Origin of the sequence: Clostridium autoethanogenum DSM 10061 (assembly GCF_001484725.1) — a bacterium.
In the GTDB taxonomy this organism is placed as follows: Bacteria; Bacillota; Clostridia; order Clostridiales; family Clostridiaceae; genus Clostridium_B; species Clostridium_B ljungdahlii.
The window spans coordinates 2,545,059-2,558,551 of the sequence record NZ_CP012395.1 but is presented as its reverse complement, the minus strand read 5'-3'; the positions used below and the strand labels follow the sequence as shown (position 1 = coordinate 2,558,551).

The following is a 13,493-nucleotide window of genomic DNA, read 5'->3' as shown; positions in this document are numbered from 1 at the left end:
TAGATATAGGTGAATGTATAATTAAATTTATAAGAATTATTCTTTTATAACTGAAATATCAACGCCTCTTTGACGAAGCCATTTAGGAAGTAATTCTTTATCTACCCTTTCACTTACCTCTGGTGCTTTTTCAAGCAACAATTTTGCAAGAGATTCACTTACATTCATTGCACCCATTGCACCATCAAATATAATAACATTTTTAGTGCCTGTAGCTGCATAAGCAAAATCCATTGCAGTCTTAGTATCTTTTACAAGGGCTGCATAATCCATATAGTTCAAGTTTAAAGGATCCCTATTAAATAATTCTGCTTGCTCAGCTCCTACAACTACTGTAGGTATATGTTGAGAGAAGAAAGCTGAAGGATATCCTGTCCATGCATAGTTATGAATACACATCTTTATAGCTGGATTTATAGGTGGTATACTGTCTAACAGTGGTTTGCCATTTTTACCATAGAAAGCTTCTGTATACCATGTATATGGTGCCATTGGTGCATCTAGGTCATAAAGATCTGTATTAGCTCCAGCAAAGTTAGCATATATTACTCCTGCTGAAAATACATAAGGAACAGGGCATGGAAAATCAAGTACAGCTATACATTTATCTATTTCACCAAATAAAGTCATTATCTTACCATATTGCTTGCATCCTATAAATGTTACTTTATTGTTTAATTTATATAAATCATTATCTACGTCTACGCCTACAATACCATTTGGTGCAACATTCAAAAATGCTGCGAAAGCAAATTTTTTCTGAACAAATTCTGAATCAAATATAGCTCTTGCTACAAAATTTGCTCCTCTAGGGCCAAGATTTTGATGATATGTAGACCTAGTTTCAATACGTGCATAAGACATACCAAAAGGTTTTACAGCCTTATCAACCTGACGGTGAAAGTGTACTTCACGGACATCACTATGATGGGCATGTATTATCCAATCTGCATCATAAACTTTTTTAAGTCCATATAAAGTACCTATTTCAGTTTCAATAGGAATACCCTGATCTACTGGTGCTACACCTATTGCTTTACCATTAAAATATTTATCAAGTTCGTATCTCTTTATATATTCTTCAGTTTCACGAAAACGCATCCCAACTCCTGCACGTAATCTTACATCTTTACATCCAGTACGTTTTTCTACAACATCTTTTATAGTCTTTAAGAGTTCTGCATAAGGTTCACCACCTAAAAGGGTAAACCCATGATGGGAAGCTAAAATATTAACCGAATGTTCCGGCTTTATCATACTCATATCAACTTTCATAAGGGCTTCTTCAGCAGCTTTTCTTACACCTGCTATACCCTTTTCACCAGGGAAAATAACATCTGGCAGATCAGGGAATAATTCTTTTAAATAAACTGAAGTCATGCCCGGAAGTTCTGCCACTCTTGTCTTGACTAAAGATGGGTCAATTCCATATTGTGATGTTTTTGGAGATATAGGAGTAATTGCTTTTCTCATTATTTATCTCCTCCTTTCCTACATCCATCAATAATTTTGTCTAGTACTTCTCTGTCTTCCTCAAAATAAAATCCACGTGAAGAGTATTTCTTTTTAACCTCTTCTGACAAATCCCATGCAGTAGGTGTTTTACCATACCACTGCCATCCACCTTCGATTGGATTAAGTTCGCATCCTGCAGCACTTAGAAGTCTCAATATAGGTTGTATACATTCTATAGTACATCCTGTACGAATACCCGTTTGAAGTGAGACTTCTTCTGGAGTTTTAGCACCCTTTAAAATAGCCGCTGCCACTTCCTCTGCTCTTACACCAACGCAATAGCAAATTGTCTGTTCTGGATGAAGATGTGCTTTTACACAAAGGTTTACTATATCCTCGTAATTTACACTATTTATGTCTACACCTATTTTCAAAGGTTTGTCCCTTTTTACCATAGTTATAGCACCAAATGGACATCTTTGTTCGCAATTTGCGCATCCTCTACATAAATCGGCATCAACTACAGCTTTACGCTGTTCTACTTTTATTGCCAGAACAGGGCACACTTTTTCACATGTACGGCATCCTTTACACTTATCATTATCTACATCGGATAAAAGTGTAACTTTTTTCATTGAATTCATTCCCTTCTTAGTATAAAATTAATACATAAATTTTATTTACCTAATCTTTATTAGGTTTTATATTTTCCCCATTCATTAACTACACCAATATAAATTAATGCGTGGGGAGAATATTCTCATTTTGTCATTAAACAAATTTTACACTTACACTTCCAAGTCCATTAAAAGAAACTGTAAATATATCTCCTTCTTCAGCTTTTTCTGCTGCCGTAAATGCTCCTGCAAGAACTATTTCACCTTTTTCAAGTGCAATATCAAAGGTTCCTAATTTATTTGCAAGCCATGCTACTGCTGCTGCAGGATTTCCCAAAACTTCTGCACCTACTCCACTGCTTACCATTTGTCCATTTTTTTCAAACATCATCCCAATTAGTTTCAAATCCAAATTTTTAATAGGAATCATCTTGCTTCCTAAAACTAATCTAGCACTGGATCCATTATCTGCAATTGTATCTGCTAATTTAATTTTCCAATCTTTAATACGACTATCTACAATCTCAAAAGCTGGGACAATACCTTCAGTCGCCCTATACACGTCTGCAATTGTTACCCCTGGTCCTTTAAGAGTTTCATTTAAGATAAATGCCAATTCTCCTTCTACTTTCGGAGCAATTAGCTCTCTTCTATCTAATGTATCACCTTCAAGAACAAGCATATTATCTAGCAAATGCCCATAATCCGGCTCATTTACACCTAAAAGTTTTTGCATTCCACGACTTGTTAGGCCGATTTTTTTACCTATTATTTTATGCCCTTGAGAAAGCTTTATATTAATTCCAGCAAGTTGTATATGATATGCATCTTCAATAGTCATATCAGAATATTCCTCTGTAAGCTGTCCTATAGGCACTTTATTAGCCTCTGACTTCAAAAGTTTTTTTGCTACCTCTTCATAATCCATATTCTACAAACCTCCATTTATTTAATTTATTTCATTTTATTTCTCCATCGTTGTCGCAAAGCACCTGCTATAGCTTCAGCAAGTACATTTTTATCAAATTCCTTTTTCATTTCTTCTATAAGTGTATCACAACCGAGCTTTGCCTCTTCATGTGGTCCTGGAAGTGCTACTATGTAGCTCATTCCAACTTTTCCAACTCCAATACGGACTCCTTCTTTATGATGCCTGTGATAATCTGGTTTAAACTTTAAAATCCATGGTGTACAAGCTTCTCTATCCATTTTTAAAATAGCTTCTACACTAAAGTCTTTATCTTCAGCTCCAACCCCACCAGTAGTTATAATCAAACCGTATCCTTCTTCTAATGCTTCTTCTATCCTATCTGCTGCTGCTAAAACATCATCTTTCAAAATACCACCAAATGTAACCTTATATCCTTCTTTTTCAAGGGATTTAATAATGTATGGCGAATTTGTATCTTCTATTTTGCCTGTTATAACTTCTGTTCCTGAAGCAAATACTTTAGCACGTTTTGAAACTGCCTCTTTAATCTGATTAGTTAATCCAGCAGACTTCTCCAAAACATCTTTTGCTTTGTCTGAATCAAGTGCAATTAATCCAAGTATGCCTTCTGAATGTACTGACGCATTCTCTCCTATTTGTATCCCATCAATCTGAGATAACCTAAATAATATATCTTTTTCTTTTCCTATGACAGATTCAGCTTCAACTTTACGTTTCATAATATCAAAAGCTAAAAGACCTGGCCTCACATCCACAACCATAATTTCCTTGGTTGTCATACTTAATGCCTCTGCAGCAACTCTTGCAATTTCATCAAGATTAGCGTTTTCTAAATTTATGTTATCAATCCAAAATGTAGTCTTTTCAAGTAAATCCCATTCCAATTAACAATCACCCCTTTATATTTTTTACAACATCTAAACTAAAGTCAAGCATTGGAGCATCAATGATTGCTCTCCCTACATCCACAATATGAGCACCAAAACTTTTTATAACCTGAATATCTTTGAAAGCAACTCCTCCTGCATAAGCTATTTTGACATTTTTATACCATCCATGTTCTTTCAATAAATTGACTACCGACTTTAAGTCAGATATATTTCCTGTATCCACCATAAGTATACCCGATCCAGCATTTACTGCTTGAACAGCCTCATAAGTTATGGGTTCTATTTCCCCACGAAGTTGTACAACAACTATTCTAGTATCATCATATTTTCTAGCCTTTTCTACAGCCTCTTTAACAGACCCTAAAAGTCTAACATAATTTTTATCAAGATATATAAATGGTTTATTCGTTATACGAATTCCTATACCACCAGATGCTATAGACTGACGAATATCTTTTCTAACTTCACCAGGTATCTTTTTCCACCCACCGCACACAATATTTATACCCTTGCCAGCTTTTTCTTTAAATTTATGAGCAGCTGTAGCAACTCCTGAAGTTTTTCCAATCGCTCCTAAAAACATTTCCTCTGCCTGTATAATTTGCTCTGCATTTCCAGTTCCAGAAAAAACACAATCACCTGATTGAATTTCTTCACCTTCAGACAATATATTTACTATTTCTACTTGTAATTTATCAGCTAATTCCTTTAGTTTATTTACTCCAGAAAAAATACCTTCTTGTTTGGAAATTATTCTAAAATCCCATTTTGAATTTCTTATATCAGAAAAAAGATATTCTCTAAGTTCCACAATCATTGCTCCCTTCACAAAAATTATATAACAATGAATCTTATTTTAAAATGTTTACACTTTTTAATTTTAAATCGCTTCCTTTTTAAAATCTTTTGACTCCACAAGCAAAGAAATTATAACTCCACCCACAAGAGCAAGTAATGGTGCACTTATCTTAAATACAGTTATATTACTCATAGCAATAACTAATGCAAAGAATGAACCATACTTGAACTTATCAACAGAAAAAGCATCGTGAAACGAACTATACAATACATTTATCATTGCAAGTCCTGCAATAACATTAGTCAGAGCTGAAGGCAGAGCTGAAACAAATGCCATCGCAATACTTGCTACAAGACCAAAAACTATAAATATAACTCCATTTACAACACTTGCCGCATAACGTCCTTCTTTATTATCTCCTGCTTCTTCACTAGCACAGATCGCAGTCATAGGTCCTGCTATATTTGCATTATGCCCACCAAAGAATGAAGTAAATATACTTCCTATTCCACTTACCATAGTCATAACATTAACTGGTGGATTATATCCTTGTGCTATCAATACACCAGTGGCCTGAGCATTTTCAGAACCTATAATTAATATTGCAAGTGGTATTGATATGGATAATATAGCACTTATACTAAACTTAGGTGTAATTATTTGTGGTGCAATAAACTTAAAACTACTCGCTTCAAAATGCAGCATACCAGTTACAGCTACAGCTATCATTCCCAAAACTAATGCTCCTAATACTGGTGGTATCTTTTTACTTATTTTAGGTATTATAAAAAATCCAACTAGTGCAAACAATCCAACTATGGGCATAGCCTTAGTAGATGTTATAATTCCTGTGCCAAACTTTATCATTGCTCCCGCTATCATTGCCATAACTATAGGTAAAGGAAGCCATCTCATTATCTTCCCTATTAATCCTGACATACCTAATAAAAACACTATGATACCAGCTACGAAATATGCACCGCAAGCCTCATAGATATTAGATGTTTTAAGCACAGATGCAAGCATAACTGCAGCTGGAATATTAAAGGCTCCTGCTATAGGTTGTTTATATTTTAAAGCTAAAAATATACTAACTAACCCCCCTATAAAATAAATGGAAAACAGCCATGACACAGACTGTACATGTGTCAATCCACCATCAGTAGCAGCCTTTATTACTAGAAGTGCAGGACCTGTACATCCAAAAATAGCAGCTACAGCACCTGCTGTTATTGTATTTCCATTAACATGCTTAGGTAATTCTTTCAAGCTATCTAAAATTTTATACCCCTTTTCAAATCGTAATTCTTTTTGATTTTGTTTAATTTCCATAGTTATCCTCCTATTGTAATTATTTTATGATTAACCCTAGAAATAGTGTGTTTTTGTACCGTATAGTCGTACTGTGTTCTTTTGTTTTTTTATAGCAAAACATTTACATAAACAAGCTGATCATTTCTTTGAAACGAAAACATATTTTATATTCAGTAAATGTCAACTTTGCAAATGTAATCTAAAAGTTTAAATTATATTCAGCTGTAATATACTTGTATTCGATATTATCGTACTGTGTTCTTTTATTTTTATATAAAAACCTCTTAAACCTTTTCAGTACACTATTATCAGTATAAATAATAATAGTTAACATGTCAATAACCATTTACAATTTATTTATAATACTTGCAAAATAACCTGCCCCAAATCCATTATCAATATTTACTACACTGACACCACTAGCACAACTGTTAAGCATCGAAAGAAGAGCAGTTATTCCCCCAAAACTCGTTCCATATCCCACGCTTGTAGGGACTGCAATAACAGGTTTATCAACTAAACCTCCCACAACACTTGCAAGAGCACCTTCCATACCTGCAATTACTATAACAACTTTAGCTTTTCTTATAATATCCAATTTATTAAAAAGTCTATGTATCCCTGCTACGCCTACATCAAAAATTTTCTCAACCCTGTTTCCAAAAATTTGAGCGGTTTCAAACGCTTCTTCTGCTACAGGAATATCAGAGGTACCCGCTGTAACTATAGCTATATATGATTTTGTCTTTTTCCTATTTTTTTTCTTTATAGTTATAGTTCGTCCAGCTTCATTATATTCTGCATCTGGAGAAATTTTCTTTACTCCCTCATACATTTCCTTAGTAGCCCTTGTGCCTAATATATCATTATTTTTAGTAAGCATAAATTTAACAATTCCCTTCACCTGCTCTACAGTTTTTCCTGCACAATATATTACTTCAGGATATCCAACTCTTACTTCCCTATGATTATCTATCATTGCATATCCTAGATCCTTATAGGGTAAATCTTTCAATGTTGCAACACCTTCTTCCAATCCTACCTTTCCACTTTTAATACTTTCTAGAAATTTTTTCAACTCAATTTCATCCATTTTTATATCCATTCCTTTCGCTTCGCTCAAGGTACAAAACGTAATGAAAACACTTGGCTTCGAGCGAGTTTTTGTTTTATTATTAAGTCATAGGAATTTCTGTATACTACAAATCACGGGGAGGTGAGTGGACTGTCTGACTTGTCAGATGACCGTATGTTTATATGTGTAGATAGCCTTTTCAAGCACAAATAAGTGTACCTTTGAGTACGTAACCTTATCTTTGTTTAAACAATCTCGTTTAAATGCTAGGCTGTCAGTCAATGCCGTTTCTCCCTATAATTCTTTAGAACTTCTTAGTTCAGAAAGGAGTCCCTATGGCTTTGAAAATCGTGTATAAAATCTGTTGTGGAATTGATGTCCATAAAACTTTTGTGGTTGCGTGTATTGCTTCCACTAACAAGCAGGGTATTACTACCTATAAGAGCCATCGCTTTTCTACCTACACGAAAGGTTTGAAAGAGCTGTTACAATGGCTGCTTGAATTTAATTGTAAGGATGTCTGCATGGAATCTACGGGCAAATATTGGATCCCAGTGTACAACGTCTTAGAAAAATACTGTTCTATTGTACTTGCTCATCCTAAGTATGTTAAGGCTATTCGTGGTAAAAAAACTGACAAGAAAGATGCTAAATGGATTGCTGACCTGTTTAAGCATGATCTTGTTGCCGGCAGCTTTATGCCTCCTGCTGATATTCGTCAGCTTCGTGACCTTATGCGCTATCGTTACAAACTAACCTGCTTTATGTCTAGTGAGAAGAACCGTCTCCAAAACTGTCTCACGGTTTCCAATATTCAATTGAGAAACGTTGTTTCGGACGTTTTAGGTAAAAGTTCTGCAAGAATTCTGGATAAGATTCTTGAAAATCCTTTGGATACTTCTTTTGATATTGAACCTTTAATTCATGGCTCTATGAAAAATAAAATTTCAGAATTAGAGCTCGCCGTTGACGGTTATATTACACCTGAACAGGCTGGTAAATTAAAGATCATCAAAAGACATCTTGAAGATTTAGAATCCCGGAAAACAGAGTTAGAAAAACTGATTCTTGCGCTCGCCAGTCCCTATCAGCAAGAACTCGACCTAATTCTAACCGCTCCATCATTTAAAAATTCTTTCTCTGCAATCACTGTCATTTCAGAGATTGGTGTCAATATGGAGGCTTTTCCTTCGGCGAAACACTTATGCTCATGGGCAGGTCTAACACCTGCCAACAATGAAAGTGCAGGGAAGAAAAAATCTGTCCGGGTTTCTAAAGCCGGATGCTATATCAAGCCACTTTTAGTACAATGTGCTAATTCTGTGGTTAAGAGTGAAAAGCACCCGGAAATCCGCAATCGCTACCTCCGCATAAGGAAACGCCACGGTCACAAGAAGGCAATCATTGCAATAGCAAGAATGCTTCTAACAGCATTATACAATATGTTAAAAAATAAAGAAACTTATAATGCTGAACTTTATAGAAAGTCAGACGTTATTCCTATTGAACGTGAAATCACAGTAGAGCAAGCGATTTTAATGGCACAGTTTCAAGGTTACAAAATCAAGTCAGCTACCTAACCTTAACTTGCTTCAATATTTAATTTTTAAAAAGTCATCAAATGATGGCTTGTTTGCTATACACTTTTACTTTAGTGACAGCTCATACTTTAATTTTCAACCTTCACCTCTTAAAATAAAATATTTTTTATAATTTTCACCTTAATCTAACAACTGTTCATTTAAATATTTTACATAAACTTTCTAAATAAAAAGTGAAAATATATATATAATATAGCAAACATGTTATATGAAATCATGTTACTATTAATACCATAAATAATTATAGCATATATTATTTTAATAAAATATAAAATCATTTTACAAGACTTAAAAAAAGAGCTTATTCAATATGCACATTATAAGTCATCTCAACAAGCTCAAAAGAAATTCTTAGATACATTATAATATCAAAAGAATGTATTTCAATTTTGAAAGTTGAATTTATAAAATTTAAACAGTTTATCGTACTTTTTATCAACTATAGAAACAACTTCCCCCTATAAATTCTCTCAAAATGGAGTTATCAGGGACAAAATTAACATCCACTGATTTAAAGAAATGGAGGAAACTTTTAAGCCTCAATGCTTCATAATATACAGGACTAGAGTTATTTATATCGTCCAATTCTTTAAGTGCATAATCCTTTAGCACACATAGCTCGTACACTAACGTAGAATTAAACATAACATCTGCATTTTCCTGAAATACAAATATATTTTTTTCTTCCCCATTTTTTATAGAAGGCCACATCTTTAAAGTATCTTCCGCACTATAGCCTCTAAAAAGAGAATCTCTAACTATTCTCCTTATAATTCTAACATCAGTAGTAGCTATTCTATTGTGATTATCCAAGTTTAATTGAGTAAGAGCACTTATATATATTTTAAATTTATTTTCTTTTGAAATAGCAGAAGTAAGAAGTTCGTTCAATCCATGTATTCCTTCAATTACAATTACCCCTTTTTCTGGCAGTCTCAACTTATTACCAACCCATTTTCTACATCCTGTTTTAAAATCAAAGGTAGGTACTTCAATTTCTTCTCCCCTCATAAGTGCTTCTAGATCATCATTAAAAAGTTTTAAATCAAGGGCATATATAGATTCAAAATCATAATTTCCATTTTCATCTTTGGGAGTATGATCCCTATCCACAAAGTAATCATCCAGTGAAATTGGAACCGGTATTATTCCATTGACTCTTAACTGTATTGAAAGTCTTTTTGAAAAAGTAGTTTTTCCAGAAGAACTTGGTCCAGCAATCAACACAACTTTTACATTTTTTCTTTCGCTTATCATATCAGATATATAGGCAATTTTCTTTTCATGAAGTGCCTCAGCTACCCTTATCATGTATGCAATTTCTTTATTTTCAACTTTATGATTTAAGGATCCTACATCTCCTACTTCAAGTATATTTCCCCATTTTTCAGTTTCATAAAATATCTTACTTAATTTTTTATATTCTACAAATTTAGGCAAATTATAAGGATCAGATTCCACAGGATACCTTAATATAAATCCTGGCTCATAATACATTAAATCAAACACCTTCAATACTCCCGTAGAAAATGCCATAGAGCCATAAAAATAGTCGTATCTACCATCTAATTCATATAATTTTACTTCATCTGTATTTACATAATTTAAAAGTCTTACCTTGTCTTCCATGCCATAGTTTCTAAAAATTTCTATTGCACGTTCCTTAGTCATCCCTACTTTTTTTATAGGTATATCCTGTTTTATTATCTCTTTCATTTTCTTTTTTATCTTTTTTATATCCTCTTCACAAAGGGGAGTATCTTTATGAATTTCCCCAAATATACCTTTACTTAAAGAATGCTCTATAGTAACCTTTGCCCCATTAAATAAATCATATACAGATTTAATAAGAACAAATTGAAGCGTCCTTGCATAGGTTTTGTTCCCTAACTTGTCCCTTATATCTACTATCTTAAAAGTTCCAGATTTCTCTAATGAATTAGTAAGTTCAAAATATTCTTCATTGACTTTCGCAAGTACCACAGGTATATCTTGTACAGGATAATTGTCCTTAAATATTTTATACAAACTGGTTCCCTTTTTAACCAATATATCTTTCTGACCAACTTTAAGATTTAATGCATCTTTTCTACCTTCCTCTTGTATTTCACAAATATCTTTGTATATCAATTTAGTACTTACCTTCCCCATATAATTCATCCCCTTTGACTTAAATATCCTACTAAATTAAGTGCTACTATCATTATACTTCATATTTATTCTAAAATGTTCTCGTTTTTACTTATATTTTTTTGTATTAATGTAAATATATAAATAGATATATATTTTCAATATATAATTTGCGACTTGAAGGGTGGTATTTTATGTTCATAGTACTTTTTAGAACTATTATATTATATTTACTAGTTGTAATATCCATGAGACTTATGGGAAAAAAGCAGATAGGTGAAATGGAACCTTTTGAACTAGCTGTAGCAATAATGATATCCGAATTGGCTTCTCTTCCAATGCAGGATACTAGAATTTCTATAATCCACGGTATAATTCCAATAATAACTCTTTTGACTTTACAAACTCTTTTAGCGCTACTCCAACTTAAGAGTGAAAAAATAAGATTGTTTTTTAGTGGAAAACCCACCATATTAATTGATAAGGGAAAGCTGGATTTGAAAAAATTAAAGGATGAAAAATTCAATATAAATGATTTAATGGAAGAACTGAGAATGCAGGGATATTATAATTTATCCGATGTAGAATATGCCATACTTGAAACCAGTGGCCAACTTTCTGTTATACCTAAAACCGAACTTACCCCTGTAACTAAAACAGATTTAAAAATAAAACCTTCTCAAGATGTACTACCCATAACACTTATAATGGATGGTAAAATAAACTTCAAAAACCTGATTATAGCAAAAAAAGATGAAGCGTGGCTCAAACAAATGATGAAGAAAAACAGCATAGTTTCCACAAAAAACATATTAATAGCTTTACTGGATTCAAAAGGGAAATTTTATTACCAACTAAAAGAAAAAAATACACAGGATGTGATTAAATGAAAAGTTCTATAACATCTTTTACCATATTCATATTGATGATGTTATCTATACTATTTTCAATACAATATTTAAATACAATATGTAGTAAATTAGAAAGTTCGAACATAAAAATAGAAAAATCCATTGAATCAAATTCCTGGAATGAAGCCAGTAAAAATTATGAGAATTTCATGGTTCAGTGGGAAAAATATTCACCAAAGGTATCAATTTTTTCAAATCATAATGAAATAGACAATATAAACAGTGAGTTATGGAAACTAATGCAGCATATAACATATAGAAATGGAGAAGAATCCCTAGCCTCCATAAATGTAATAAAAAATTTGCTGCATCATATACTGAAAATGGAGCAACTAAACATTCAAAATCTATTTTAAATGCAATTTTCTATTTAAATTCCATATATTCAATATTGTATTTATGGTAAAAACGATTTACTTCTGATATACTGTAATTGTACGTTTAGTACCTTTAGGCTTAACTAGCGAATATTGTAAAAATGTTCGAAAAATAAGTTTGTCCATAACTTTAAAAACTTTATATAGGGTTCATAACTTAAACTTATAGATTTATATGTAAAAATATTTTATTCTTATATTAATAAAACATAAGAATAAACTGAATTGCTTATAATATATTCATGTGTATACATCTAGCTTTCACTTAGAAGCCCTATATTATAGCTATAAAATATTATATTGGAAGGTGGAATAATAATGGCATTAGTTACTACTAAAAACATGTTCAAAAAAGCTTATGAAGGAAAATATTCAATAGGCGCTTTTAATATTAATAATATGGAGATAATCCAAGGTGTAGTTAATGGAGCAAAGGCTAAAAACTCTGCTGTTATTTTACAATGTTCAGCAGGTGCAATAAAGTATGCAGGTCCTAAATATTTAAAAGCCATGGTAGACGCTGCAATAAAAGAAACAGGTATTGACCTTGCACTTCACTTAGATCATGGTCCTGATTTTGAAACTGTAAAGCTATGTGTGGAAAATGGTTTTACTTCAGTAATGTTTGATGGTTCTCATTTTGATTATGAAGAAAATGTAGCAAAAACCCAGGAAGTTGTAAAATATGCTCATGACCACGGCGTAGTAGTGGAAGCAGAGCTTGGTGTACTTGCTGGAGTAGAAGATAATGTATCTGCTGCAGAACATATATATACCGATCCAGATCAAGCAGAAGACTTTGTAAATAGAACTGGTATAGATTCCTTAGCAATAGCTATAGGTACTTCCCATGGCGCATTCAAATTTCCACCAAACTTCAAACCTAAATTAAGATTTGACATACTTGAAAAAGTTCAGGAAAAACTTCCAAATTTCCCTATAGTACTTCATGGTGCTTCAGCTGTAGATCAAGAAGCAGTAGCAACTTGCAATAAGTATGGAGGAAATTTAGCTGGTGCTAAAGGAATACCAATAGATATGCTTAGAAAAGCTTCTTCAATGGCTGTATGCAAAATAAACATGGATACTGACTTGAGATTAGCTATGACTGCTGCTGTGAGAAAAACTTTTGGAGATAAACCAGAAGTTTTCGATCCAAGAAAATACTTAGGTGCAGGAAGAGATTCAATACAAAAAGTAGTAGAATACAAAATAGATAATGTTCTTGGTTCCGCAAATTCCTTAAAATAAAAAATAAGAGGCTTCCTTATTAGGTTTAAGGAGGCCTCTTATTAAATTTTTATTAATTTAACCTTTATATATTAGCTTTTATGGTATAATTCAAAATAACAATAGTTTTTTCATAGGGAGT

General features: G+C 32.8%; 12 protein-coding genes. 4 read left to right on the top strand and 8 right to left on the bottom strand.

The window, feature by feature from the left end; translation table 11 throughout:
* Window positions 1-36: 36 nt before the first annotated feature.
* From CLAU_RS11745 to larB, 7 genes are all read right to left on the bottom strand, one after another.
* The gene (locus CLAU_RS11745) at window positions 37-1,473 is read right to left on the bottom strand and encodes a hypothetical protein (protein WP_023162582.1); all 1,437 of its coding nucleotides are present in this window, start codon (window positions 1,471-1,473) and stop codon (window positions 37-39) included.
* Window positions 1,473-2,090, bottom strand: coding sequence for a 4Fe-4S binding protein (locus CLAU_RS11740; RefSeq protein ID WP_023162581.1), 618 nt, complete (start codon window positions 2,088-2,090; stop codon window positions 1,473-1,475). Before CLAU_RS11740 ends, CLAU_RS11745 begins: the two co-directional genes overlap by 1 nt.
* A gap of 136 nt (window positions 2,091-2,226) precedes the next feature.
* A complete protein-coding gene (locus CLAU_RS11735) occupies window positions 2,227-3,000 on the bottom strand; it encodes a 2-keto-4-pentenoate hydratase (protein ID WP_023162580.1) in 774 nt (257 codons plus the stop codon).
* Window positions 3,001-3,026: 26 nt separating this feature from the next.
* Window positions 3,027-3,908 (bottom strand): molybdopterin-binding protein, encoded by an 882-nt coding sequence (locus tag CLAU_RS11730; RefSeq protein WP_023162579.1) that lies wholly within the window; start codon window positions 3,906-3,908, stop codon window positions 3,027-3,029.
* A gap of 7 nt (window positions 3,909-3,915) precedes the next feature.
* Window positions 3,916-4,725 carry a beta/alpha barrel domain-containing protein gene (locus CLAU_RS11725; protein ID WP_023162578.1) on the bottom strand — a complete coding sequence of 270 codons (810 nt, stop codon included), beginning with the start codon at window positions 4,723-4,725 and terminating at the stop codon, window positions 3,916-3,918.
* Window positions 4,726-4,794: 69 nt separating this feature from the next.
* Window positions 4,795-6,045, bottom strand: coding sequence for a benzoate/H(+) symporter BenE family transporter (locus tag CLAU_RS11720; protein WP_023162577.1), 1,251 nt, complete (start codon window positions 6,043-6,045; stop codon window positions 4,795-4,797).
* Between the two features lie 328 nt (window positions 6,046-6,373).
* Window positions 6,374-7,120 (bottom strand): nickel pincer cofactor biosynthesis protein LarB, encoded by a 747-nt coding sequence (gene larB, locus CLAU_RS11715; RefSeq protein WP_023162576.1) that lies wholly within the window; start codon window positions 7,118-7,120, stop codon window positions 6,374-6,376.
* A gap of 317 nt (window positions 7,121-7,437) precedes the next feature.
* Between larB and CLAU_RS11710 the strand changes: the two genes are divergently transcribed.
* Window positions 7,438-8,682 (top strand): IS110 family RNA-guided transposase, encoded by a 1,245-nt coding sequence (locus CLAU_RS11710; RefSeq protein WP_023162575.1) that lies wholly within the window; start codon window positions 7,438-7,440, stop codon window positions 8,680-8,682.
* Between the two features lie 456 nt (window positions 8,683-9,138).
* Here CLAU_RS11710 and CLAU_RS11705 read toward each other — a convergent pair whose 3' ends face one another.
* Window positions 9,139-10,854, bottom strand: a complete 1,716-nt coding sequence (locus tag CLAU_RS11705) for a nucleoside kinase (RefSeq protein WP_023162574.1) — start codon at window positions 10,852-10,854, stop codon at window positions 9,139-9,141.
* Window positions 10,855-11,027: 173 nt separating this feature from the next.
* On the opposite strand from CLAU_RS11705, the gene CLAU_RS11700 reads away from it, so the two are divergent.
* The 3 genes from CLAU_RS11700 to fba all read left to right on the top strand — a co-directional run bounded on the left by CLAU_RS11700 (window position 11,028) and on the right by fba (window position 13,372).
* Window positions 11,028-11,723 (top strand): DUF421 domain-containing protein, encoded by a 696-nt coding sequence (locus CLAU_RS11700; RefSeq protein WP_023162573.1) that lies wholly within the window; start codon window positions 11,028-11,030, stop codon window positions 11,721-11,723.
* Entirely contained in the window at window positions 11,720-12,100 is a 381-nt protein-coding gene (locus tag CLAU_RS11695) for a DUF4363 family protein (RefSeq protein WP_023162572.1), read from the top strand. The genes CLAU_RS11700 and CLAU_RS11695 overlap by 4 nt, the downstream gene beginning before the upstream one ends.
* Before the next feature lie 339 nt (window positions 12,101-12,439).
* Window positions 12,440-13,372, top strand: a complete 933-nt coding sequence (gene fba / locus CLAU_RS11690; RefSeq protein ID WP_023162571.1) for a class II fructose-1,6-bisphosphate aldolase — start codon at window positions 12,440-12,442, stop codon at window positions 13,370-13,372.
* Window positions 13,373-13,493 lie beyond the last annotated feature (121 nt).

Bases quoted from the DNA above. Each gene is read 5' to 3' on its own strand.
- CLAU_RS11745 (WP_023162582.1), bottom strand. From the start codon at position 1,473: ATGAGAAAAGCAATTACTCCTATATCTCCAAAAACATCACAATATGGA.
- larB (WP_023162576.1), bottom strand. From the start codon at position 7,120: ATGGATGAAATTGAGTTGAAAAAATTTCTAGAAAGTATTAAAAGTGGA.
- CLAU_RS11740 (WP_023162581.1), bottom strand. From the start codon at position 2,090: ATGAAAAAAGTTACACTTTTATCCGATGTAGATAATGATAAGTGTAAA.
- CLAU_RS11700 (WP_023162573.1), top strand. From the start codon at position 11,028: ATGTTCATAGTACTTTTTAGAACTATTATATTATATTTACTAGTTGTA.
- CLAU_RS11695 (WP_023162572.1), top strand. From the start codon at position 11,720: ATGAAAAGTTCTATAACATCTTTTACCATATTCATATTGATGATGTTA.
- CLAU_RS11705 (WP_023162574.1), bottom strand. From the start codon at position 10,854: ATGGGGAAGGTAAGTACTAAATTGATATACAAAGATATTTGTGAAATA.
- CLAU_RS11720 (WP_023162577.1), bottom strand. From the start codon at position 6,045: ATGGAAATTAAACAAAATCAAAAAGAATTACGATTTGAAAAGGGGTAT.
- fba (WP_023162571.1), top strand. From the start codon at position 12,440: ATGGCATTAGTTACTACTAAAAACATGTTCAAAAAAGCTTATGAAGGA.
- CLAU_RS11710 (WP_023162575.1), top strand. From the start codon at position 7,438: ATGGCTTTGAAAATCGTGTATAAAATCTGTTGTGGAATTGATGTCCAT.
- CLAU_RS11735 (WP_023162580.1), bottom strand. From the start codon at position 3,000: ATGGATTATGAAGAGGTAGCAAAAAAACTTTTGAAGTCAGAGGCTAAT.